The organism is Pseudoalteromonas sp. NEC-BIFX-2020_002 (genome assembly GCF_013002825.1).
Taxonomy (GTDB): domain Bacteria; phylum Pseudomonadota; class Gammaproteobacteria; order Enterobacterales; family Alteromonadaceae; genus Pseudoalteromonas; species Pseudoalteromonas neustonica.
Window position 1 is genome coordinate 37,077 of sequence record NZ_JABEPJ010000013.1, and the last position, 22,971, is coordinate 60,047.

Consider the following 22,971-nt stretch of genomic DNA (forward strand, 5'->3'; position numbering starts at 1 on the left):
ACTTTATTATAGTAAACGCAGTAGCCACGTTAGTTTACTTATTTTGCTAGCGGTACTTTTGTGCTTCTCACTAGATTTAAGGGCTTGATACCCAGCACCTGCTGTAAATGCACTTCCAATACCTACATTACTTACTAAAAATCGCTTTAGTCGGTAGTTAAATGCTTGCTGATGTTGCTTTTTTAAGCCATCGAGAGCATCCATTTTTTGACTTAAATGGGTGACTTTACGGTTCGGCTTTTGAATGAAGTAATCAATGATCATAACAAGCTCCAAGAAATTTATTACTTATTGATGTTAAGCAGCTGTTTGATACTACGTGCTGTTTTGTCAAATCCAATTTTTTCACTAATGTAGCCAATATTTTTCCACAGCCATGCTAAACACAGTAACTGTAAAACAATTAAACAAGCCGCGCTGAGCCAAATAGATTGACTGAATGCAAAAATAGCGAGCCCGATTGTTGCCAATAAACCAGCCCACAGTAATACTAAGCCTCCAGCAAAGCTAACCAATAAAATAATGGTCAACGCTAATGAGCGTGTAGATAGTCGCCATTCTGCACTTGCTAGCTCTTTGCACGTACCAGCTTGTTGGCGATAGTCCTGATAAATTTGCTCACCATACTGCGAAAGTTTAACAAGGTGATCTTGCCACTGATCAGCGCTTTTAGCGGCTGGATCAGTGGCACGATGCTGCTTATTTACCGTATCGGTATCTTGGTCCATAACGGCTACTTACGACGAATTAGCGCGGTTACTAACATACCAGCAGCAAATGCAATACCTGCTGTCGCTAACGGGTTTTCAGACGCTAACTTGCGTGTTTTACCACTGTATTCAGTGATCTTATCTTGCGCTAGTTTTTGCTTTTCAGATAAAGTTTCTGCTGAAGTAGATGCGCCTTTGCGAATGTTTAATTCTGCAGCAGCTGCTTTTGAAGACAATGTATCAACAGCTTGATGAGCTGCTGACGTTGCTTTCTCTGTTAATGGTGCTTCAGGCACTGCTGAGTTTACAGTTGCTTTACTATTGGTTGCCGTTGTTGAGTTAGTTGCTGATGTAGTCATCATTATTCCTTAATAAATTAATCGTGCTTTAGAATAAGCAAGCTTTAGACCAGCCATATTATTTTTATATTATTATTTAAAATCAGTGTATTACGGTTTTCGTTCAGACAAATACATAATATTTAAAATTATGAGTGAGTAACAGTTTCACTGTAATGGTAAATTTTACAAAGTGATTACAAATGCAGACATTCACAACTTCAGTGAGAGAATAATGTTGATTTGTTTAAACTTTAATCGAAACAATTAAAGCATGAGGGATTAAGAAGGGAAATATTTGTAATTATTCATAGATTATTCAGTCTACATCAGCGGTGAAAAGTTTACTGAATTTGATGATCAAATTTATTTTTTTATTGTTCTCCACATTTTCCCACGTAATTCAGTAGCTTTGCGCGAGCCCTTATTTTTTCTGGCTTTAACAGTCAATTATAGGATTTTGCTGACTTGACAAAACTCCTTGTCAAGCCCTAAACTGGAGCACTGTGGTAAAAAGTGGTTTTTAGTGGATCAAATTGGATCAAAGTAATCGAAATCGGTTAATTATAAATTATTAGAATAGGTTTTATATGTTTCGCGGTGCGAGTTCACTGAGTTTGGATGACAAAGGGCGATTTGCGGTACCTACTAAATACCGAGACTCGTTATTGTCTGAAGATCAGGGGACTGTGATCTGTACTGTGGCATTGAATGAGCCCTGCTTATGGTTGTATCCATTAGCACAGTGGCAACATATCGAAGATCGATTAGCTAAAATTTCCAATATGAATCCACGTGCACGACGCATGCAACGAATGTTGTTAGGTAATGCAACTGAGTACCAACTAGATAAAAATGGCCGAATACTATTGGCACCGTCGTTACGGTCTCATGCAGATTTAGGCAAAAAAATCATGTTGGTCGGTTTGATGAATAAATTTGAGATCTGGGATGAAGAGCGTTGGCATGAGCAAATGCGACAAGACACCGAAATAGAGCGACTCGGTGATTTTGAATCAACCCCTGATTTAGATAATTTCTCGCTCTGATCACACAATAAAAAAGGCAAAAAATAGCTAATGACAGCGCAATTTGAACACATTTCCGTATTAATGGACGAAACCATCGAGGGTCTAGCAATTAAGCCAGACGGTATTTATATGGATGGTACATTTGGCCGCGGCGGACATTCTGGACAAATCTTGGCGCGCCTTGGTGAGACTGGCCGACTGCAGGCAATTGATCAAGATCCACAAGCGATCAAATCAGCAGAAAAATTTGCAGATGATAAGCGCTTTGCCATTGCTCACACCCGATTCTCTAAGTTATACGAAGTAGCGGAGCAAAACGATCTCATTGGTAAAGTTGATGGTATTTTATTAGACATCGGCGTGTCATCTCCGCAACTTGATGATGCTGAGCGTGGCTTTAGCTTTATGAAAGATGGACCTTTAGATATGCGAATGGATCCTACCTCAGGTCGCAGCGCAGCACAGTGGTTAGCTGAGGCTGAATTAGACGACATTACTCATGTGATAAAAAAGCTGGGCGAAGAGAAATTTGGTAAACGCATAGCACACAAAATACTTGAAACACGTGAACACACACCGATTACGACGACTAAGCAGTTAGCTGATTTAGTTGATGAGGCAGTGCCTGTAAAAGATAAGTTTAAACATCCCGCTACGCGTACTTTCCAAGCAATTCGAATTTACATCAATAGTGAATTGGAAGAAATTCAAACAGCATTACAGTCTGCGGTTAAAGTGCTTAAACCGGGTGGACGTTTAGTGGTTATTTCATTTCATTCTTTAGAAGATCGTATTGTAAAACAATTTATTAGAAAACAGAGTAAGGGAGAAGCATTACCTAGAGGTCTGCCTTTAACAGACGCACAAATAAATAAAAACCTGACGTTAAAAGCAGTAGGTAAGGCGATAAAACCAAGTGCCGCTGAAGTTGAACGTAATACACGCTCACGCAGCTCAGTACTTAGGGTGGCACAGAGATTGGGATGAAGGCTAAAGCGAATCATCGACAACCCAACTTATTTTTAGAAATAATCAAAGGCCTAGGAGCGAATAAGCTAACCTCGGCCTTGTTGGTTTTGATATTCGCTTCAAGTTTGAGCGTCGTACAAAGCACTTATTTAGCACGCCAAGAACTGATTAAACAAGATCAGCTCTTGCAGGAACGAGATGAGCTTGATTTAGAGTGGCGTTATCTATTAGTTGAAGAAGAGTTTTATTCACAGCATGTGCGCATTGAAGAAATTGCCACAATGCAATTAGAAATGAAACGGCCAACCAGCCAAGATGAACAGGTGATTATACTGCCATGAGAAATAGAGGAAAAAAACCAGCGAATACATTGAGCACATGGCGTTTTATGCTGGTGTGCTCTGTGGTGCTGTTGGTATTTGTAACCTTAGTTTCTCGTGCTGCGTATCTACAAGTTATTGAGCCAGACAAAGCTCGCTCTGAGAGCAACAAACGAACTGTGCGTGTTGAGAAGTTACATGTACAGCGAGGCATGATTTTTGACCGCCATGGTAAAGAACTTGCTGTGAGTGTACCTGTTGTGAGTGTATACGCAGATCCTAAAGCATTACATAAATCTTTGGTTGCAAAAGTACTTAAACAAGCTAAAAAAGAGGGTGAAGATCACAAAGCCCTTGCTAAGAACAAACCGTTACTACAACAGCGAGTCGCGCTTTATTATAAAAACGATTTACGATGGCGTGAGCTTGCAGATGTTTTACGTATTGAGCCGAAAAAAATAACAAGCCGATTACGTGATGATGCAACTCGGCGTTTTGTTTATTTAAAACGCCAAGTAACGCCAGCGGTTGCAAATTACATTGGTGACTTACGCTTGCCAGGTATTCATTTATTAGATGAATCAAAACGCTATTACCCTGCAGGTGAAGTAACCGCCCATGTTTTAGGCTTTACTAACATTGATGGTAAAGGCATTGAAGGTATTGAAAAACTTTATGAAAATGCGCTGACTGGCGAAGAAGGCCGCCGGACTATTCGTAAAGATGCTCAAGGACGTGAAGTAGAAGTGCTTGATGAGCGTGAGCGCGTTGAGCCTGAAAATATCCAATTAAGTATTGATCAGCGTATTCAAGCTATTGCCTACAAAGCCCTTAAGTCAGCGGTATTGACATACAAAGCGAGCTCAGGCTCAGCGATGGTGGTAGATGTTAAAACCGGCGAAGTATTAGCGATGGTTAACAGCCCGTCTTTTAACCCAAACAACCTTAATGATGCCGCCCCTCATAAACGCCGTAATCGTGCTATTACAGATTTGTTCGAACCAGGCTCAACCGTTAAGCCTCTAGCCATTTTGGCTGGATTAGACTACGGCACAATTCAAGCTGGTGATAAAGTTGATACTTTTCCAGGTTGGATGCGATTGGGAGGTAGCTTAGTTACAGATACCCGTAATCATGGCGAAATGAGCCTGCGAGAGGTCTTAAAGTACTCCAGTAATATGGGCGTGACAAAAATTAGCCAAGAACTACCGAAAGACTACTTTGTTGGTTTATATCAAAAAGTGGGTTTTGGGACTGATTCGGGCACTGGGATGGTTGGTGAAAGCAGCGGTTTATTTTATCCAAATCGTCGCTGGTCTGATCATGAAATTGCAGCATTATCATTTGGTTATAATATTGCTGTTAGTACGGCTCAAATGGCACGCTTTTATGCAATGTTAGGTGCTGGTGGTGTGAATCGACCGCTCACCGTTTTAAAGCAAGACTCAGTTCCTGAGGGTGAGCGTGTATTTCAACAACAAGATGTTGAAGCCGTTGTGAATATGATGGAAAGCGTTTTTGAAGAGGGCGGAACCGCCAGCCGTATTAAAGTAGATGGTTATCGTGCAGCGGGTAAAACGGGTACTTCTAAAAAAGCCGCTGCAGGTGGTTATGGTGACGAATATGTTGGCTATTTTGCAGGCATAGCACCGGCGAGTAATCCGCGTTTAGCTGTGGTGGTAATGATCAATGAGCCCGGTGGAGATGTTTATTATGGTGGTGCGACAGCAGGCCCTGCATTTGCAGAAATTATCTCTAACGCGTTAAGAATTTTAAACGTGGCTCCCGATAAAGGCTCGGTTGCTTACGTCAAAGGCAAAGATGATGATGCGTGATTTACAAACAATTTTAAAGCACTTAGAGATAGCGGCCAGTAGCTTATTAGTGAACGAGTTACGCTTGGACAGCCGAGATGTAAAGCCAGGTGATGTATTTGTTGCAATTAAAGGCCATGAATTAGATGGTGGTCAGTTTATACAAAAAGCAATTGAAAATGGTGCGGCAGCAGTTATAGCGGATCGCTTGTGTGAATTTGAGAGTGACTTTGAGCCGTTGTACTTGGTCTCTGATTTAGATAAAAAATTACCAGCATTAGCGAGTCATTTTTACCAGCGGCCAAGTAAGCAGCTTGAGTTAATTGGTGTAACAGGTACAAACGGGAAGTCGACGACTACAGCAATGATTGCTCACTTAGCTAATTATTGCGATACCGCGTCGGCGATTATTGGCACTTTGGGTTATGGCCAACCTGAACAGCTAACGCCACTGATTAATACCACGCCATCGTGTGTTGATTTACAGAGAATTTTATCTGAACTTATTACACAGAAAAACACGTTAGTTGCCATGGAAGTATCATCGCATGGTTTAGTACAGCAGCGTGTTGCAAAAACAACATTTAAAGCTGCGGTATTTACTAATTTGTCACGTGATCACTTAGATTACCATGGTGATATGGCAAGCTACGCTGCTGCAAAGCTAATGCTTTTACGTGATTTTAACGCGCAGTTAGTGGTACTCAATCAAGATGATAGTCAGGTTCAACATTGGCTAAAGGAATACGATTTTACCAACCTAGTATGTTATGGGCGAAAAGGGCTTGTTCCTACAGGTGCTAAATATGTGTACTTTACTGATGTTAGTTACCATAAAGAAGGTATTTCAGCTAAATTAACAACAAGTTGGGGGGATATCTCAATTAATAGCCCGCTCTTTGGTGAATTTAACTTATATAATTTAGCGGCCGCGATTGCGACGCTGCTAGGTTTAGGGTATCCGCTGGATAGACTTGCTGCTGGGTGTGTAAGTTTACAGCCTGTTGCTGGGCGTATGCAGGCGTTTAGTGCACCTAACCAACCAACCTGTATTGTTGATTATGCACATACACCAGATGCATTAGCTCTTGCACTACAAGCATTACAACAACATGTTCCGGGTGGTGTGAGCTGTGTTTTTGGTTGTGGTGGTGACCGAGATAAAGGTAAGCGCCCTATGATGGCCCACGCGGCAGAGCAACATGCTAATAAGGTTATTGTGACCAGTGATAACCCACGCAGCGAAGATCCGTGGCAGATCATTAACGATGTAGCAGTAGGGTTTACACAGGGCAAGGCTATTCATTTAGAAGCTGATCGCGCGGCAGCTATTGCTTATGCGATTGATAATGCACAGCCAAGTGAAGTGATCTTGATTGCAGGTAAGGGGCATGAAGACTATCAAATTGTCGGTACTCAGCGCCTTGATTTTTGTGATCGTAAGTTTGTACAACAACATCTAAAAGAACAACAACGAAGAGGATCGCAGTTATGATCCCTATGGATTTTGATTGGCTAGCAAATGTGCTGGCAACCGATTACCAAGGTGGTAATCAAACGATTATAAATATTAACACGGATACCCGCACAGTATGTGATGGTGAGGTGTTTTTAGCATTAAAAGGGCCTAATTTCGATGGCCATAAATTTATTCAGCAAGCAAAAGAAAAAGGCGCTATCGCAGCTATTGTCGATCATGCTATTGAATGTGATTTGCCTCAGTTTGTAGTGGCAGATACACGAATTGCTTTGGGTGAAATTGGCTCAGCGGTAATGGCTAGCGTTGCACCAAAAACAATTGCAATTACAGGCAGTGTTGGCAAAACTACTGTAAAAGAAATGTGTGCTGCTATTTTAGCCTCTCATGGTGACGTGCTTGCAACAAAAGGTAATTTTAACAACGATATTGGCGTACCTCTGACTTTATTACGTTTGGAGCCTCATCATCAATACGCCGTTATTGAGCTTGGCGCCAATCACATCGGTGAGATTGCCTATACTGCGGCGATGACTAAACCGGATGTGGCTGTGGTGTGCAATGTGGCTGCTGCACATATTGAAGGGTTTGGTTCATTGGAGGGCGTTGCCACTGCTAAAGGTGAAATTTACGATGGTTTGAAAGAGCACGGCGTAGCCATTGTTAATTGCGACAGTGAATTTAGTGACCGTTGGCTTAATAAATTACAAGGACGCAATATTAAGTGCTTTTCAAGTAGTGAAAAGCTGGATATCTGGGCTGAGGATATCAGCTTAGATGAGCAGGCTCACGCCTCTTTCTTTATTTGCACTAAAGAAAAACGAGTACCAGTAAAGCTTGCTTTACCTGGGCGACATAACGTTGCAAACGCATTGATTGCTACAGCACTTACCAGTGAGTTTGGAGTTAGCTTTGAAAATATTGCAGCTGCGCTTGGCTCAATGGGAGAAGTTAAAGGGCGTGTCAATATCATAAAAGTTAGCGATACATTAACCGTCATTGATGACACGTACAATGCGAATGTGCAATCGGTAAAAGCAGCAATCGATTTATTGAGCGATATACAAGGTCAACGTATTTTAGCATTTGGTGATATGGGTGAGCTTGGTGAAGACGCTCGTATGTATCATCAACAAGTCGGCGAGTATGCTAAGCAAAAAGGTATTGATGAACTCTATACTCTTGGTGTACTGAGCAAATATGCGAGTGATGAATTTGAAAAACCGAATCGTCATTTTTCAAGCCGTGATCAACTCCTACTACAATTGCAAGCTGGCTTAGCTAACACATCACAAAAAACCACCATAGTCGTAAAAGGATCGCGCAGTTCTCGAATGGAATTACTTGTACAAGATTTAGTTAATAGCCAGCAAAGTGGCCACAATGGAGTATCTGAATGTTAGTTTGGCTGGCAGAGTATTTAACCCAATATTACAGTGCATTTAATGTATTTTCATACCTTACTGTACGCGCTGTATTTGGTATTTTAACGGCGTTATTAATCTCATTATATTTTGGTCCTAAACTGATCCGCGCTTTGCAAAGAATGCAAATAGGCCAAGTTGTCAGAAATGACGGCCCAGAGTCGCATTTATCTAAAAAGGGCACACCTACAATGGGTGGCCTATTAATTTTAGCGTCTATTTTTACCAGTACATTATTATGGGCAGATTTATCCAATAAGTATGTGTGGGCTACATTATTTGTGATTGGTTCGTTGGGTCTGGTGGGTTTTGTTGATGATTATCGTAAAGTGATCCGCAAAGATCCAAAAGGCTTGATTGCCAGATGGAAATACTTTTGGCAGTCAGTAATTGCATTGGTTGTTGCTTGCGCTTTGTTTTTTACAGCAAATCATGCAAATGAAACATCGTTAGTTGTGCCATTTTTTAAAGATGTATTACCGCAACTGGGTTTGTTTTACATCGTAATGACGTATTTTGTCGTTGTTGGAACATCTAATGCGGTAAACCTTACCGATGGTTTAGATGGTTTAGCGATTGTACCAACAATTTTAGTGGCTGCGGCATTGGCAATCATTGCTTATTTAACCGGTAACGTAAACTTCTCAGCTTATTTACACATTCCACACTTACCATTAGCCAGTGAGTTAGTTGTGGTATGTACTGCGATCGTCGGGGCAGGGCTTGGTTTTTTATGGTTTAACACTTATCCAGCGCAAGTATTTATGGGTGATGTAGGATCTCTTGCTTTAGGTGGAGCGCTGGGAATTATTGCGGTATTAGTCCGTCAAGAATTGGTATTAGTGATAATGGGCGGAGTATTTGTAATGGAAGCCTTGTCGGTTATTTTGCAAGTTGGTTCCTATAAGTTACGTGGCCAGCGGATTTTTAGAATGGCGCCAATCCATCATCACTATGAATTAAAAGGGTGGCCAGAGCCTCGTGTTATCGTACGTTTTTGGATTATTTCGATCGTGCTCGTGTTAGCGGGTCTAGTTACATTAAAGATTAGGTAAATGACGTATTTAAACGAGATAAAAAACAAACATATAACAGTGCTCGGACTCGGTGTTACCGGTCTGGGCATTGTGCGTTTTTTAATGTCTCATGCTTTTACTCCTTATATTGTTGATAGTCGCAGTTGTCCACCTGGCGCTGATTGGCTTAAACAGCATGCGCCTAATTTAGAAACTCACTTTGGTGACTTGGCAACTGCAAATCTAAATAGCACTGATATAATCATCATTAGCCCTGGTTTGAGTTTGACGACACCCGCAGTTGTCGCCGCAATGGCTGCGGGCGTAGAAGTGATTGGTGATGTTGAACTGTTTGCCCGCTTAAATACAAAACCCGTTGTAGCGGTGACAGGCTCTAATGGTAAATCAACCGTTGTTACCTTGGCTTATGAAGTACTTAAAGCTGCAGGGTACAAAGTTGGTTTAGGTGGAAATATTGGAACTGCCGTACTGGATTTACTCAGTGCTGACTTTGATGTGTATGTATTAGAGCTCTCGAGTTTTCAACTAGACACTACGCACAGTTTAAAATCAACGAGTGCAACAGTACTGAATATATCTGAAGATCACCTAGATCGTTATGCTGATTATCACGCTTATATTGACTCAAAACTAACAATTTACCGACATACAGAACTTGCAGTGGTAAATGCCGCTGATAGTGCAACACATACCACACAGCAACCACTGTTGAGTTTTGGTATTAGTGATGCTGATTACTCGATTACCTACAAAGACGGTTGCGCCCAGTTTAGTGCAATGCAGCAAGCGTTATTACCTGTAGATAGTTTAAAGGTAGTTGGGCGTCATAATCACTTAAATGCTTTATCAGTAATGGCATTATTAAGCCCATTTTCGATTAGTAAAACTGCCTACCATGAAGCTTTTAGCCAATTTAATGGCTTGGCTCATCGCTGCCAATTTGTAGCAGAACTTGCAGGAGTTAAATATTTTAATGACTCTAAAGCAACGAACGTCGGTGCAACTATCGCAGCAATAGATAGTTTATCAGATCAAGCTAAGCAGCTAATTGTGATTGCTGGAGGGGATGCTAAAGGCGCAGATCTCAATAGCTTAAAACCGTATTTACAAGCGCAAGTAAAAGCGCTTATTTGTTTTGGTAAAGATGCCAATGCACTAGCAGCGCTAACAAACAAAAGCCATTTAACGCAAAATATGGAACAAGCAGTTGAGCTTGCTAAGCAACTTGCTGTTGCCCAAGACATTGTGTTACTTGCCCCAGCCTGTGCCAGCATTGATATGTACAATAATTACATGCAACGCGGCGATCATTTTAGCGAATGTGTAAAGCGGGTGTCGCTATGACAACATTTGCTGATATTCGTGATGCATTAACTCCCAAGCAATCAGCACAGTTGTATGATGCTCCACTGTTGTATTGTGTGATTATGTTAATTGGTTTGGGCTTTGTCATGGTTACAAGTGCTTCAATGCCTGCCGCTGAGCGACTATTTGACAATCCGTATCATATTATTATTCGCCATAGTATGTTTTTAGCTATGGGTCTAGCGCTCTTTTGGATTACGTGTTGTGTGCCTATGACATGGTGGAAACGCTCTAACCCATACTTACTATTATTGGGTATGGTGTTATTGATTGTGGTGCTGATTGTTGGGCGAGAAGTAAATGGCGCCAAACGATGGATCCCTATTGGGCCAGTGGGTTTTCAAGTTGCTGAAGCTGCAAAGTTGTACTTTTTTAGCTATATAGCGGGTTATTTAGTGCGTAAACGCGCTGAAGTACAAGAGAACATCAAAGGTTTTGCTAAACCTATTGCAGTGTTTGCTGTGTATGCCGCATTAATTTTATTACAGCCAGATCTCGGGACTGTGGTGGTGATGTTTGTTACCACCGTTGGCTTATTATTTTTAGCTGGCGCTAAGTTATGGCAGTTTTTCGCACTGATTTTAACTGGTATTGGTTTAGTCGTGCTGTTGATCATTGTAGAGCCATATAGGATGGCGCGAGTGGTTGGCTTTTTAGAACCATGGGACGATCCGTTTGGTAAAGGCTATCAGTTGGTGCAATCGCTAATGGCATATGGTCAAGGTGGTTGGTTTGGTCAAGGGTTAGGTAATAGCGTTCAAAAGTTGCAGTATTTACCTGAGGCACATAATGACTTTATTTTTGCAGTGATTGGCGAAGAGCTCGGTTTTGTTGGTGTATTAAGTATTTTATTGGTGTTCGGCACCTTGGTATTTAGAGCATTATTAATTGGTCAACAAGCATTAAAATGTGGCAAAGAATACGAAGGCTACTTTGCGTTTGCGATTGGTATTTGGTTTGCGTTTCAAACCATGGTTAATGTCGGCGCAAGTGCGGGTATTTTACCAACCAAAGGACTCACCTTACCGTTTGTTTCTTATGGCGGCTCTAGTTTATTAATTATGACAATCGCAGCGGGAATTTTATTGCGAGTAGATTTTGAAACAAAAATGGCAACCAAACAAGCAACATCCCGAGGAGGTAAACGATGAGTAAAAAATTAGTAGTCGTTGCTGGTGGTACGGGAGGGCATATATTCCCAGGGATTGCTGTGGCTGATTACCTTAAACAGCAAGGCTGGCAAGTAAGCTGGATTGGTACCGCTGATCGTATGGAAGCGCAAGTAGTCCCTAAGCACAATATTGATATTGATTTTATAAATGTCAAAGGCGTACGTGGCAATGGCTTCGTACGGTTAATTAAAGCGCCTTTTATGGTTATTAATGCCATTTTACAAGCGCGCAAAGTGCTGAAAAAACAGCGCCCTGATGTTGTGTTAGCAATGGGGGGGTATGTAACAGGACCGACCGGCATTGCGGCAAAAAGTTTAGGTATTCCGCTGGTGATCCATGAGCAAAATGCGGTGGCCGGAATGAGTAATAAGTGGCTAGCAAAATTTGCGAATAAGGTGTTGGCTGCCTTTCCGAGCGCGTTTGCTAAAGGTGCATGTGAAGTGGTGGGTAACCCAGTACGCGAAAGCGTTGCTCATGTACCAGTTCGCAATGCTAGCAGCCCAATAAATATGCTGGTGGTAGGAGGGTCATTAGGTGCTCAGGTACTTAACATCACACTACCAACAACGTTTGCGCAGCTTACTAGTGTATGTGAAATAAATGTTTGGCATCAAACTGGGAAAGGGCATTTAGGCGCTGTAAGTGAAGCATACACAGAGCAAAAAATGAGTACCGAGCAAGTTAAAGTAGCTGAATTTATAGATGATATGGATGCTGCTTATAGTTGGGCTGATATTGTTATTTGTCGTGCTGGTGCGTTAACTGTAAGCGAGATAGCTGCCGCAGGTAAAATGGCGGTGTTTGTGCCTTATCCTCATGCGGTGGATGATCACCAAACCGCAAATGCAAAATTTTTAGTTGAAGGCAATGCGGCATTACTCATGCCGCAGGGGCAGTTTAATCAACAGGCACTTGCCTTGTTATTGAGCCCGTATTTAAATGAGCCTGAGTTAATTAATGAAATGGCAAGCCGCGCTAAAGGTCTTGCTGTGCTAAATGCGACGGCGCAGGTTGCCAAACATTGTGAGCAAGTAACAAATAAAAAGAGAACTGTGTGAACGAATTTAATAAATCGACAAACGTCGCTCAAAAAACTAATCGTCCAGCCATGAGACGAATCGATACTATTCACTTTATAGGTATTGGTGGCGCGGGCATGGGTGGTATTGCTGAAGTGCTTGCATTTGAAGGGTACCGAATTACGGGCTCTGATATTGCGCACAGTGCGATGACTGAGCGCTTAATTAAAGTTGGCGCCGAAGTATTTATAGGTCATCACGAGAATAATATAAAAGATGCCAATGTGGTTGTTGTTTCAAGTGCGATTGACGAAACAAACCCAGAAATAATAGCGGCCAAAGCGGCGCGTATACCTGTTGTACGTCGCGCTGAAATGCTTGCTGAGCTTATGCGTTTTCGCCATGGTATTGCCATCGCTGGTACGCATGGTAAAACGACAACAACGAGTTTAATCGCCAGTATATATGGCCAAGCAGGGCTTGATCCAACGTTTATTATTGGTGGCTTGCTTAACAGTGCTGGTAGCAATGCTAAAGTGGGGAAAAGTGATTTTTTAATCGCTGAAGCGGATGAAAGTGACGCATCATTTTTACATTTACAGCCAATGGTTTCAGTGATCACAAATATAGAAGAAGATCACATGGATACCTACGGTGGTAGTTTGGAAAAAATGAAAGACACCTATGTCGATTTCATTCATAACTTACCATTTTATGGTCTTGCCGTTGTCTGTATTGATTCTGAAGTGGCTGCTGAGCTGATACCGCGCTTTGGTCGCCCTGTGATCACCTATGGTGAGGCTGCTGATGCTGATTACCGTATGACTGACTTTAGCCAAACAGCAAATACAAGTCAGTTTAAAGTGCGTAATAAGCAAGGCGATGAGCTGAGCGTGAAGTTAAATATGCCAGGCAAACATAACGCACTTAATGCAACGGCCGCTATTGCAGTATCAAAAGATCAAAAGATAGCCGATCACGCAATTTTAGAAGCTTTACAACAGTTTGAAGGCATCGGACGTCGTTTTCAGCACTATGGCGAGTTTGAAAATGAGCGTGGTAATGTGATGCTGGTAGACGATTATGGTCATCATCCATCTGAAGTGGCCGCCACTATTGCCGCAGTACGAGAAGGTTGGCCTGATAAACGCCTAGTCATGATTTATCAGCCACATCGCTTTTCGCGTACGCGTGATTTGTATGAAGACTTTGTAAAAGTATTGGCTGATGTTGATCAGCTTCTACTCTTAGATGTATATAGCGCTGGCGAAGAGGCGATTATAGGTGCTGACAGTAAAAGCCTTTGTCGTAGTTTGCGCCAAAGAGGCAAAGAGCCATTGCATATTGCTAGCAGCTCGGAGTTAGCGGGTGTATTAGCAAACATATTACAAGATAATGACTTAGTATTGACGCAAGGCGCTGGTAATATTGGCCAATTAGTAAAAACACTCGCAGCAACATCGTTGTCGATAGAGCAATTGAAACAGGTAAAAGTATGACGCAATTAAATACGCAATTTGGCAAAGTTGCCGTGTTGTTAGGTGGTCACTCAGCAGAGCGCGAAGTATCACTAAAATCAGGGCAGGCTGTATTGAATGCATTACAAAATGCGGGCGTTGATGCTATTGCGTTTGACCCAAAAGAGCAGCCTTTGTGGCAATTAAAAGAATTAGGTATTGAACGTGTATTTATTGCTCTACATGGCCGCGGTGGTGAAGACGGCACTATTCAAGGCGCGCTTGAATTTATGGGGTTGCCATATACAGGCAGTAACGTATTAGGATCAGCGTTGGCAATGGATAAAATCCGCTGTAAGCACTTATTTAAATCAGCGGGCTTAAGCACAGCACCTTACGCGGTGGTTGATAGCAAACATGGCTTTGATACAACCGCGATAATGAATGAGCTAAAAAAAGTAATGGTTAAACCATCACATGAAGGTTCTAGTATTGGTATGGCGCAAGCAAACAATGCACAAGAACTGGATGCTGCTTTAGCTGAGGCATTTAAATTCGATAGCCAAGTATTAGTAGAGCAATGGATAACAGGGCGTGAATTTACCATTACAGTCTTGGGTGATGACGTACAGCCGGTAATTGAAATGACCACACCAAATGGCTTTTATGATTATCAAGCAAAGTATCAATCAAATACGACGCAATATCACTGTCCGGCAGATTTATCTGCTAGTGATACTGAGCATTTACAGGCAATGGCACTTGCTGCATTTGAATTAGTGGGCGCCAGTGGCTGGGGGCGTGTTGATGCCATGCAAGATGCGGATGGTAATTTTTACCTATTAGAAGTGAATACAGTGCCCGGAATGACTGAGAAATCATTGGTGCCAATGGCGGCTAAAGCAAACGGCGCAAGCTTTGAGCAATTAGTTGTTCGCATTTTGGAGCAAACGCTTTAATATGCATGCCTTTTTAGAAAAAGCGCAACAATTAAAACAGCAACTAAATTGGTCGCTAATTTTTGGTGTTAGCTTTTTTTTAATCGTTGTATTTGGCTTAGTGCAAATAACGAGTGGCGTAAGGCAGTGGCTGGTAGAAAATAAAGATGCGCAAATAAAGCACTTAACGGTATTAGGCGAACCCGAATATACCGATGAAAAAGCTATTATTGGCGCAATAAAAAAAGCTGACTTATCGAGTTTTTTTGATTTAGATGTTAAGCATGTACAGTATTTGGTGCAAGAGTTACCTTGGGTCGCAACCGCATCAGTACGTAAGCAATGGCCAGATACACTACAAGTATATGTAGTTGAGCATCAAGCCGTGGCTATTTGGAATAGTGATTTACTCATTAACCAAAAAGGTGAAGTATTTCAGGCTGCAAGTTCAAAGCTCAGTGTTGAGTTACCGCAACTGTATGGCCCCGAAGGTAGTGAGTTTGAAGCATGGGTTGCCTTTAAACAGTTTGATGAAATGCTCACATTAAATAATTTTAAGTTAACAAGTTTAGCTTTGTCAGAGCGTTTTTCATGGCAGTTATGGCTTGAAAACGGTATCCGTCTTAATTTAGGGCGCAAAGAAAAAGCTAAACGGGTACAACGGTTTATAGATATTTACCCACGCATGGAAAAACGTGCAGATGCACAAGTAGATGTTGTGGATTTACGGTATGATACCGGTCTTGCTGTGAGCTGGAAGCTCCTGGAAGAAGAGCAAATACAAAATAAGAGTAAGGCATGACTAAGTCAGCAGAAAGAAACCTCGTGATAGGATTAGACGTTGGCACCTCAAAAGTGGTGGCCACGGTTGGTGAAATCACCGCAGATAACAAACTCAGCATTGTTGGGGTTGGCAGCCAAGTATCTCATGGTATGGATAAAGGCGGTGTTAACGATCTCAATTTAGTGTCTGAATCAATACGTCGGGCTATCGATGAAGCAGAATTAATGGCTGATTGCCGTATTAGTTCAGTTTACTTGGGGATTTCAGGAAAGCATATTCAGTGTCAAAATGAAAATGGTGTTGTTGCAATTAATAATACCGAAGTGACAGACGAAGACATTGATAATGTTATTCATATTGCACGTTCAGTACCAATTTCAGCTGAACGCAAAATGTTGCATGCATTACCACAAGAATACAGTATTGATATGCAAGAAGGGATAAAAAATCCTTTAGGTATGAGCGGCGTACGAATGGAAGCTCGTGCTCACATCATTACCTGCTCTAATGACATGGCAAAGAATATTGAGAAATGTGTAGAGCGTTGTGGGCTTGAAGTTGATCAACTCATTTTTACTGCTTTAGCGTCATGTTACTCAGTATTAACCGATGACGAAAAAGAGCTAGGCGTTGCTGTATTGGATATTGGTGGTGGCACAATGGACATCACTATTTATATTAATGGTGCGCTGCGTCACTCTGCAGTTATCCCCGTTGCGGGAAATCAAGTAACGGGTGATATTGCAAAAATATTTCGTACACCGATTTCGCATGCTGAATCACTCAAGGTACAATATGCGTGTGCGAGCAGCCAAATGGCCAGCAGTGAAGATACGATTGAAGTACCGAGTGTAGGTGGTCGGCCAGCGCGTTTAATGTCGCGTCACACCTTATCTGAGGTTGTAGAGCCACGTTTTAGAGAATTATTTGAACTGGCGATGGAAGAAATCCGTCGTTCAGGGTTAGAAGACCAAATTGCAGCAGGACTCGTCATTACAGGCGGTAGTGCTAAAATGGCGGGCGCGATGGAAGTAGCTGAAGATATCTTCCAAATGCCAGTAAGAGTAGGAAAGCCAATCGGGATAGTTGGCTTGACTGATTATGTAGATGACCCTTCATATGCAACCGCGGTTGGTTTATTGCAGTACGGCCGCACAATGCAATCGATGAATGCACAAAAGTCGAAACCTGAAGGTGATAACAATTTGTGGAGCCGCATAACTAAGTGGTTTCAAGGCGAGTTTTAATGCTCAAGTCGGAGAGTAAACATGTTTGATATTATGGAACAACACAGCGAAGAAGCTGTCATAAAAGTAATAGGCGTGGGCGGTGGCGGCGGTAACGCGGTTGAGCACATGGTTAAACAGCAAATTGAAGGTGTGCGTTTTATCGCTGCAAATACGGATGCGCAAGCATTACGTAATTCATCAGCTGATATTACGGTGCAACTTGGTACTCAGATCACATCTGGGCTAGGTGCTGGGGCAAATCCTGATGTTGGCCGTCAATCTGCGGAGGAAGATGCAGATACAATTCGTGCCAGCCTTGAAGGTGCAGATATGGTATTTATTGCAGCTGGTATGGGTGGCGGTACAGGTACTGGCGCAGCACCCGTGGTTGCAAAAATAGCGAAAGAACTGGGTATTTTAACAGTGGCAGTTGTAACGCGTCCGTTTGATTTTGAAGGCAAGAAACGTGCAGCAGCCGCTGATCAAGGTATTAACGAATTGTCAGAAATTGTAGATTCACTTATTACAATTCCTAACAATAAATTGCTTAAAGTTTTAGGTAAAGGGACTACACTTCTAGATGCGTTCGCTAAAGCAAATGACGTATTATTTGGTGCGGTTCAAGGTATTGCGGAGTTAATTACACGCTCTGGTTTGATTAACGTGGATTTCGCCGACGTACGTACAGTTATGTCTGCTATGGGTACTGCGATGATGGGCACAGCGTCTGCATCGGGTCCTGATCGTGCACAAGAAGCAGCTGAAGCCGCTATTTCTAGCCCATTACTTGAAGATGTTGATTTAACGGGTGCTAAAGGTATCTTGGTTAATATCACCGCAGGTATGGACATTGCGATTGAAGAGTTTGAAATTGTCGGTAATCACGTTAAAGCATTAGCATCTGAAAACGCAACGGTGGTTGTGGGTGCGGTAATCGACCCTGAAATGACAGACGAACTACGTGTTACAGTTGTTGCTACGGGTTTAGGCGGCGATCGTCGTCCACAGTTTGGTATTGTTGATAATGGCTTTAAGAAAGCGTCAGGTTCTGATGTTAGTGGTTCAAGCAGTCAAACAAGTGGCATGTATGTGCCAAGCTTTGCAAGTCAAGGCAGCAGTGAAGAAACAAGCTCTGTAGCTAAAGCTGAAAAGCATGATTCGACGATGAATCCACAAACAAGCGCAAGTAAAACTGTTGAGAATGGTAGTAAAAAATCAGACAAATCGGATGGTGGTGATTATTTTGACATTCCTGCTTTTTTAAGAAAACAAGCAGACTAATCAAAATGTAAAAGTACTGATTAAAAAACAAACGAATTTGGCAGCTGGTCGTATCTGTGATATAATCCGCCGTCTAACTGTAACTATAAGTGAGCGAACCTATGATTAAACAGCGTACGATTGCAGAAATAGTCAAAGCCATAGGAATTGGACTTCATAAAGGTGAGAAGGTCACAATAACTCTCCGACCTGCGAGCGCAAATACTGGGATTGTATTTCGTCGTGTCGACCTTGATCCGGTTGTTGATTTTGAAACAACACCTGAAGCCGTTGGTGATACGCAATTGTGTACCTGTTTAACAAATAAAGATGGTGTTCGCTTATCAACGACTGAGCACTTAATTGCAGCAGTAGCGGCAATGGGTATCGATAATCTAATTGTTGAATTAGATAGCTCAGAAGTACCAATAATGGATGGTAGTGCATTACCATTCATTTACTTGTTACAAAAAGGCGGCATAGCAGAGCAAAATGCCGCTAAGCGCTTTATTCGTATTAAAGAAAAAGTACGCATTGAAGAAGGTGATAAATGGGCTGAGATAGAACCATATGATGGTTTTCATATCGACTTTGAAATCGCTTTTGATCATCCGGCAATCAATGAAAGCCGCCAACGTATCGGTTTAGATATTACTACGCAAAGCTTCACTGAAGAAATTAGCCGTGCACGTACATTTGGCTTTATGAAAGATATAGAATACATGCATGCAAATAACCTAGCACTAGGTGGTAGCATGGATAACGCCGTAGTTTTGGATGAGTTTAAAGTACTTAATCCTAACGGTCTGCGTTATAGCGATGAGTTTGTTAAGCATAAAATTTTAGACTGTGTTGGTGACATGTTTATGACAGGCCACAACATCTTAGGCAAAATTACCGCTTATAAGTCAGGTCATGACTTAAACAACAAGTTACTTCGTAAAATTATGGCGACTGAGTCAGCATGGGAATGGGCTACGTTTGAAAACCCAGTTACTATGCCAGCACCAGGCTTAGAAGTAGCTACAGCTTAATAGTAGCGCTTAAAAAACAGTTATAAAAATGACGCTATTTAGCGTCATTTTTTTGCCTAGCCTTTAATACTAAGTTTTTACAAGCCTAAAATATTTTGCAGCTGTACAAGCTTGGTAACGTGATAAGTTGGTTTTATTCCTTCAGGCAACACAACCCCTGGATGCTGCAACCAGCAGCTATCAATCCCCGCATTTTGTGCACCCAAAATATCACTGTTTGCAGTATCGCCGACCATTAAAATATGTTCTTTGTTAGGATTACCCATTAGGTTAAAGGTGTGATCAAAAATTGCAACGGCCGGCTTTGCAATGCCTACTTGTTCTGATATAACCAACCAGTCAAACATGTCTTTTAGGCCTGTGTGTTCTAAGCGACGGGCTTGTAATTGTGTAAAACCATTGGTGATAATGCCAAGTTTGGCATGAGGCTTTAATCTATTAAGTAATTCGACAGCACCTGGAAGTGGTTGGCAGATCTCGGCCATCGCGGTTAAAAAATTATCATTAAGTTGCTGCGCTGGCACGTTGAGTTTTGTTGCCCACTCACTAAAGCGTGTTACTTGTAAATGACTGGCAGTAATTTTATTGTCTTGGTAGGCAAGCCATAATGATTTATTGGTCACTTGATAATGCTGGTAGTCGGCCTCATTAAAATCCACGCCATAAGTGGCGAGCATTCTTTTTAAACCTGCAAAGGCATTAAAGCTGAATAGGGTTTCATCTGCATCAAATAAAACGTGGGTATACTTCATTAAACTTCCTTACTGTATAGATCCGGGTGTAAAAAAGGTGCCATAACGAGGGTCAGGGCTTGTGTGTATGTGCTTTCACGTGTGGCATGATGGTTAGTAAGTAGGCCAATAGCCCCACCTTGTTGTTTTATATTGGTTGTATTAAACGCATTGTCCATAACATCACCTAGCTCTTTACCTTGCAGTAATGCGTTATAAAGACTCTGCGGAAGTGGTAAATTACTGCTGCGGCCTATTGCACGTTGTTGGTTATCAGCAATAACAACATAAGCAAAGGTCGCAGGCCCGTAGCTGAATTGCTCTGCACCACCTTCCATTGCTACGTAAAAATCGGCTTGATAGTGCTGTTGGCAATGTAATACGCGATTTTGTGCGCCAATTCGGGTTTCATCTTCACCTATAGGTTGATCCGGTACGTCTGATGGAGCGTTAACACCTTGGCAATCTATAGCTATGTTAGGGTAAAAGAGATGAAAGATACTGCGTGCCGCACTTATCTTCACTGGATTTTTTGATCCCACAATAATGCGAAGTGACTCTGTCATACTGACTTCTCCTTTTATGATGAAGTCAGTAGTGTATACCCAAGCCACCTCAAGATGCGAGCGTCGTTGGAATTAAAAGCGATTTAGACAAGGCATTGATTGCAAATAATGGTTGTTCCCTTGTTAAAATCAATAACGCAGTATAAATCGCTTTTAAACCAACCCTTTGGGCGTTTCACAGGAACTTACTCTCACCGTTGTTCCTTCTTAAAGGGGATTGCCATTGCTGCAAAGTAACGCCTTGATATTAAGCCCCTGTGAAACGCTGAATTCTGTATCTTGAGGTGGTTTGGGCATACATAAGCTATTTATTTCAGCAAGCGGGTTTTTTAAATAGGTAAGTCAACAGGAGCTAATTCGGCAAGGGCGCGTTTTTTTAAGATAATATCTTTAATGAGTGGGGTTAAAACTAACTCCATCGCAAGACCCATTTTACCGCCGGGCACTACAAGTGTGTTGATACGTGACATAAAGCTGCCTTCAATCATGCGTAAGTAATAAGGAAAATCAACATCGTCAATACCTCTAAAGCGAATAACAACAAAGCTTTCATCAAGGGATGGAATATCTTTTGCACTAAAAGGATTTGAGGTATCAACCGTTGGTACGCGTTGAAAGTTGATATGGGTACGCGAGAACTGCGGTGTAATGTGATTAATATAATCATCCATACTGCGAACTATTGAGCCCATCACAGCTTCACGAGAGTGACCTCGTTCAGATGTGTCGCGAATTAATTTCTGGATCCACTCAAGGTTGATGATTGGCACCATGCCAATCAATAAATCGACGTGTTTAGCAACATCATGATCTTGATCGACTACGCCACCATGAAGCCCTTCGTAAAATAAAATATCAGTTTTATTTTCAAGCTCTTGCCATGGAGTAAACGTACCGGGTAGTTGGTTATATGGCACAGCTTCATCAAATGTGTGTAAGTAGCGACGTAACTTGCCGGCGCCAGTATCCCCATAATTACTAAATAACCCTTCCAGTGCCGCAAAGTCATTTGCCTCACGGCCAAAGTAGCTAATGTGTTTACCTTCTTGTTGCGCTTCGCGTACTTTTTTATCCATTTCTGGGCGTGTATAGCGGTGAAAGCTATCACCTTCTATAAACGCGGCCTCGATATTAAGACTGCGAAATATATGCTTAATAGCATTTGTAGTGGTGGTAGTACCCGCACCCGATGAACCCGTGATCGCAATAATAGGATGTTTAGCTGACATAGTTGTTCTCATTTTAAGTAGCACCCTAGTTATAAGGGTTAGTTAGGGGCTAGGTCAAGTGACAGGCGCACTTAATTAGCGCTATTATAGAGGAAGAATAATAATGAGAGATTCATATGAAATTGATTTCACCTTTGCTGGGCTTAATGGCCACTTTAGCAATAACGTCGTATTCGAGTTTAGCGGCTATGCCAAAAAGCGAAATCTTACTCGCTGATGTTAATACTGAGTATGGTTTACAGGTTAGTCGTATTACTGATGGCGATGTTTACAATAATCAGCCCCTACTTACCAAAAGTGGTATTTATTTCACTAAAGAAGTGCAAAATAATGAGCAAAGCCAAACAGAGCTCGTTTTTTATAATTTCGCCGATCAGCAAACAACTAATTTAACGAATACTGCTGTGAGTGAGTATTCGCCTACCTTAACACCTGACGGCAGCGCTCTTTCTGCAATTGTTGTTGAAGCTAATGGTAAGCAAAAGTTATGGCAATACCCGTTTGATAAAAATGTTGCGCCAAGGCGTATTTTTGAGTGGGTAGAACCCGTTGGTTATCATGCGTGGGGTATTAATAATGACGTGGTGATGTTTATTCTAGGTAAACCTCATACACTGCAGTACACCCATGTAGCTGCTGCGAAACCAGAAGTAGTTGCGAGTGACATTGGCCGCACGCTTACGTTCAATAAACAGCTTGGTGCTTATACTTTTAACTATACAAAGCAGCAACAGCAGTGGCTGGCAAGTTTTGATGCAAAACAAAACCAAGTAACGGATTTATTTAGGTTACCGAAATCTGTGCAAGACTATGCATTTAAAGGTGCAGACACTGTAATTTATGCTGTGGATAATCGCGTTTATCAACGCAACCTGAGTGAACCTGAGATTGTATCCCTATGGCTAGATTTAACACCTTACTGCGAGACGAAAATTACTCGTATGAGCTACTTAAATAATCAACTTGCTTTTGTCTGTACAAAGTAAAGGCTGGTTTAATTAATCATAACAGTGGTTAATTAAACCTATTTAAATGGTTTTACTGTAGTGTAAGCCATCACGTTATTG

General features: G+C 41.8%; 23 protein-coding genes. 17 read left to right on the forward strand and 6 right to left on the reverse strand.

Going from position 1 to position 22,971, the window contains the following annotated elements; genetic code table 11:
* Positions 1-6 precede the first annotated feature (6 nt).
* Genes HJP15_RS14815 through HJP15_RS14825 form a run of 3 tightly spaced genes read right to left on the reverse strand, consistent with a single transcriptional unit; the run spans position 7 to position 1,072 of the window.
* Entirely contained in the window at positions 7-264 is a 258-nt protein-coding gene (locus HJP15_RS14815; protein WP_054206648.1) for a hypothetical protein, read from the reverse strand.
* Between the two features lie 20 nt (positions 265-284).
* Entirely contained in the window at positions 285-728 is a 444-nt protein-coding gene (locus tag HJP15_RS14820) for a phage holin family protein (RefSeq protein ID WP_054206647.1), read from the reverse strand.
* 5 nt (positions 729-733) lie between these two features.
* Entirely contained in the window at positions 734-1,072 is a 339-nt protein-coding gene (locus HJP15_RS14825) for a hypothetical protein (RefSeq protein WP_054206646.1), read from the reverse strand.
* A gap of 566 nt (positions 1,073-1,638) precedes the next feature.
* Here HJP15_RS14825 and mraZ point away from each other — a divergent pair.
* The 16 genes from mraZ (at position 1,639) to lpxC (ending at position 19,378) form a co-directional block, all read left to right on the forward strand.
* A complete protein-coding gene (mraZ, locus tag HJP15_RS14830) occupies positions 1,639-2,097 on the forward strand; it encodes a division/cell wall cluster transcriptional repressor MraZ (protein ID WP_170174066.1) in 459 nt (152 codons plus the stop codon).
* 30 nt (positions 2,098-2,127) lie between these two features.
* The gene (rsmH, locus tag HJP15_RS14835; RefSeq protein ID WP_054206644.1) at positions 2,128-3,066 is read left to right on the forward strand and encodes a 16S rRNA (cytosine(1402)-N(4))-methyltransferase RsmH; all 939 of its coding nucleotides are present in this window, start codon (positions 2,128-2,130) and stop codon (positions 3,064-3,066) included.
* Positions 3,063-3,389: a cell division protein FtsL gene (gene ftsL / locus HJP15_RS14840; RefSeq protein WP_054206643.1), complete on the forward strand. Its 327-nt coding sequence runs from the start codon at positions 3,063-3,065 to the stop codon at positions 3,387-3,389. Before rsmH ends, ftsL begins: the two co-directional genes overlap by 4 nt.
* Entirely contained in the window at positions 3,386-5,203 is a 1,818-nt protein-coding gene (locus HJP15_RS14845) for a penicillin-binding transpeptidase domain-containing protein (protein WP_054206642.1), read from the forward strand. The genes ftsL and HJP15_RS14845 overlap by 4 nt, the downstream gene beginning before the upstream one ends.
* A complete protein-coding gene (murE, locus tag HJP15_RS14850) occupies positions 5,196-6,677 on the forward strand; it encodes a UDP-N-acetylmuramoyl-L-alanyl-D-glutamate--2,6-diaminopimelate ligase (RefSeq protein WP_169328087.1) in 1,482 nt (493 codons plus the stop codon). Before HJP15_RS14845 ends, murE begins: the two co-directional genes overlap by 8 nt.
* A complete protein-coding gene (locus HJP15_RS14855) occupies positions 6,674-8,062 on the forward strand; it encodes a UDP-N-acetylmuramoyl-tripeptide--D-alanyl-D-alanine ligase (protein ID WP_169328081.1) in 1,389 nt (462 codons plus the stop codon). The genes murE and HJP15_RS14855 overlap by 4 nt, the downstream gene beginning before the upstream one ends.
* Positions 8,056-9,138, forward strand: a complete 1,083-nt coding sequence (mraY, locus tag HJP15_RS14860) for a phospho-N-acetylmuramoyl-pentapeptide-transferase (protein WP_170174067.1) — start codon at positions 8,056-8,058, stop codon at positions 9,136-9,138. Before HJP15_RS14855 ends, mraY begins: the two co-directional genes overlap by 7 nt.
* Entirely contained in the window at positions 9,139-10,464 is a 1,326-nt protein-coding gene (gene murD / locus HJP15_RS14865) for a UDP-N-acetylmuramoyl-L-alanine--D-glutamate ligase (protein WP_170174068.1), read from the forward strand.
* Positions 10,461-11,636, forward strand: a complete 1,176-nt coding sequence (gene ftsW, locus HJP15_RS14870) for a cell division protein FtsW (RefSeq protein ID WP_054206638.1) — start codon at positions 10,461-10,463, stop codon at positions 11,634-11,636. Before murD ends, ftsW begins: the two co-directional genes overlap by 4 nt.
* Positions 11,633-12,715 carry an undecaprenyldiphospho-muramoylpentapeptide beta-N-acetylglucosaminyltransferase gene (gene murG / locus HJP15_RS14875; RefSeq protein WP_170174069.1) on the forward strand — a complete coding sequence of 361 codons (1,083 nt, stop codon included), beginning with the start codon at positions 11,633-11,635 and terminating at the stop codon, positions 12,713-12,715. The genes ftsW and murG overlap by 4 nt, the downstream gene beginning before the upstream one ends.
* Positions 12,716-12,765: 50 nt before the next feature.
* A complete protein-coding gene (gene murC, locus HJP15_RS14880; RefSeq protein ID WP_054452929.1) occupies positions 12,766-14,175 on the forward strand; it encodes a UDP-N-acetylmuramate--L-alanine ligase in 1,410 nt (469 codons plus the stop codon).
* The gene (locus HJP15_RS14885) at positions 14,172-15,092 is read left to right on the forward strand and encodes a D-alanine--D-alanine ligase (protein ID WP_054206636.1); all 921 of its coding nucleotides are present in this window, start codon (positions 14,172-14,174) and stop codon (positions 15,090-15,092) included. Before murC ends, HJP15_RS14885 begins: the two co-directional genes overlap by 4 nt.
* A gap of 1 nt (position 15,093) precedes the next feature.
* The gene (locus HJP15_RS14890) at positions 15,094-15,873 is read left to right on the forward strand and encodes a cell division protein FtsQ/DivIB (protein ID WP_170174070.1); all 780 of its coding nucleotides are present in this window, start codon (positions 15,094-15,096) and stop codon (positions 15,871-15,873) included.
* On the forward strand, positions 15,870-17,102 hold the full coding sequence (gene ftsA, locus HJP15_RS14895; protein ID WP_054206634.1) for a cell division protein FtsA: 1,233 nt from the start codon (positions 15,870-15,872) through the stop codon (positions 17,100-17,102). Before HJP15_RS14890 ends, ftsA begins: the two co-directional genes overlap by 4 nt.
* Positions 17,103-17,123: 21 nt before the next feature.
* Positions 17,124-18,365, forward strand: a complete 1,242-nt coding sequence (gene ftsZ, locus HJP15_RS14900; RefSeq protein WP_170174071.1) for a cell division protein FtsZ — start codon at positions 17,124-17,126, stop codon at positions 18,363-18,365.
* Between the two features lie 101 nt (positions 18,366-18,466).
* Entirely contained in the window at positions 18,467-19,378 is a 912-nt protein-coding gene (lpxC, locus tag HJP15_RS14905) for a UDP-3-O-acyl-N-acetylglucosamine deacetylase (RefSeq protein WP_054206632.1), read from the forward strand.
* A gap of 77 nt (positions 19,379-19,455) precedes the next feature.
* On the opposite strand, the gene yjjG is transcribed toward lpxC, so the two are convergent.
* The 3 genes from yjjG to HJP15_RS14920 form a co-directional block, all read right to left on the reverse strand.
* The gene (gene yjjG / locus HJP15_RS14910) at positions 19,456-20,130 is read right to left on the reverse strand and encodes a pyrimidine 5'-nucleotidase (protein WP_170174072.1); all 675 of its coding nucleotides are present in this window, start codon (positions 20,128-20,130) and stop codon (positions 19,456-19,458) included.
* Complete coding sequence (gene yjjX, locus HJP15_RS14915) at positions 20,130-20,675, reverse strand: inosine/xanthosine triphosphatase (RefSeq protein WP_170174073.1); 546 nt, start codon at positions 20,673-20,675, stop codon at positions 20,130-20,132. The genes yjjG and yjjX overlap by 1 nt, the downstream gene beginning before the upstream one ends.
* A 329-nt stretch (positions 20,676-21,004) precedes the next feature.
* Positions 21,005-21,904 carry a phosphoribulokinase gene (locus HJP15_RS14920; protein WP_170174074.1) on the reverse strand — a complete coding sequence of 300 codons (900 nt, stop codon included), beginning with the start codon at positions 21,902-21,904 and terminating at the stop codon, positions 21,005-21,007.
* Between the two features lie 116 nt (positions 21,905-22,020).
* Here HJP15_RS14920 and HJP15_RS14925 point away from each other — a divergent pair, with 116 nt between their 5' ends.
* Complete coding sequence (locus HJP15_RS14925) at positions 22,021-22,890, forward strand: TolB-like translocation protein (protein WP_064436025.1); 870 nt, start codon at positions 22,021-22,023, stop codon at positions 22,888-22,890.
* Positions 22,891-22,971 lie beyond the last annotated feature (81 nt).

Bases quoted from the DNA above. Each gene is read 5' to 3' on its own strand.
- HJP15_RS14815 (WP_054206648.1), bottom strand. From the start codon at position 264: ATGATCATTGATTACTTCATTCAAAAGCCGAACCGTAAAGTCACCCAT.
- HJP15_RS14820 (WP_054206647.1), bottom strand. From the start codon at position 728: ATGGACCAAGATACCGATACGGTAAATAAGCAGCATCGTGCCACTGAT.
- HJP15_RS14825 (WP_054206646.1), bottom strand. From the start codon at position 1,072: ATGATGACTACATCAGCAACTAACTCAACAACGGCAACCAATAGTAAA.
- mraZ (WP_170174066.1), top strand. From the start codon at position 1,639: ATGTTTCGCGGTGCGAGTTCACTGAGTTTGGATGACAAAGGGCGATTT.
- rsmH (WP_054206644.1), top strand. From the start codon at position 2,128: ATGACAGCGCAATTTGAACACATTTCCGTATTAATGGACGAAACCATC.
- ftsL (WP_054206643.1), top strand. From the start codon at position 3,063: ATGAAGGCTAAAGCGAATCATCGACAACCCAACTTATTTTTAGAAATA.
- HJP15_RS14845 (WP_054206642.1), top strand. From the start codon at position 3,386: ATGAGAAATAGAGGAAAAAAACCAGCGAATACATTGAGCACATGGCGT.
- murE (WP_169328087.1), top strand. From the start codon at position 5,196: ATGCGTGATTTACAAACAATTTTAAAGCACTTAGAGATAGCGGCCAGT.
- HJP15_RS14855 (WP_169328081.1), top strand. From the start codon at position 6,674: ATGATCCCTATGGATTTTGATTGGCTAGCAAATGTGCTGGCAACCGAT.
- mraY (WP_170174067.1), top strand. From the start codon at position 8,056: ATGTTAGTTTGGCTGGCAGAGTATTTAACCCAATATTACAGTGCATTT.
- murD (WP_170174068.1), top strand. From the start codon at position 9,139: ATGACGTATTTAAACGAGATAAAAAACAAACATATAACAGTGCTCGGA.
- ftsW (WP_054206638.1), top strand. From the start codon at position 10,461: ATGACAACATTTGCTGATATTCGTGATGCATTAACTCCCAAGCAATCA.
- murG (WP_170174069.1), top strand. From the start codon at position 11,633: ATGAGTAAAAAATTAGTAGTCGTTGCTGGTGGTACGGGAGGGCATATA.
- murC (WP_054452929.1), top strand. From the start codon at position 12,766: ATGAGACGAATCGATACTATTCACTTTATAGGTATTGGTGGCGCGGGC.
- HJP15_RS14885 (WP_054206636.1), top strand. From the start codon at position 14,172: ATGACGCAATTAAATACGCAATTTGGCAAAGTTGCCGTGTTGTTAGGT.
- HJP15_RS14890 (WP_170174070.1), top strand. From the start codon at position 15,094: ATGCATGCCTTTTTAGAAAAAGCGCAACAATTAAAACAGCAACTAAAT.
- ftsA (WP_054206634.1), top strand. From the start codon at position 15,870: ATGACTAAGTCAGCAGAAAGAAACCTCGTGATAGGATTAGACGTTGGC.
- ftsZ (WP_170174071.1), top strand. From the start codon at position 17,124: ATGTTTGATATTATGGAACAACACAGCGAAGAAGCTGTCATAAAAGTA.
- lpxC (WP_054206632.1), top strand. From the start codon at position 18,467: ATGATTAAACAGCGTACGATTGCAGAAATAGTCAAAGCCATAGGAATT.
- yjjG (WP_170174072.1), bottom strand. From the start codon at position 20,130: ATGAAGTATACCCACGTTTTATTTGATGCAGATGAAACCCTATTCAGC.
- yjjX (WP_170174073.1), bottom strand. From the start codon at position 20,675: ATGACAGAGTCACTTCGCATTATTGTGGGATCAAAAAATCCAGTGAAG.
- HJP15_RS14920 (WP_170174074.1), bottom strand. From the start codon at position 21,904: ATGTCAGCTAAACATCCTATTATTGCGATCACGGGTTCATCGGGTGCG.
- HJP15_RS14925 (WP_064436025.1), top strand. From the start codon at position 22,021: ATGAAATTGATTTCACCTTTGCTGGGCTTAATGGCCACTTTAGCAATA.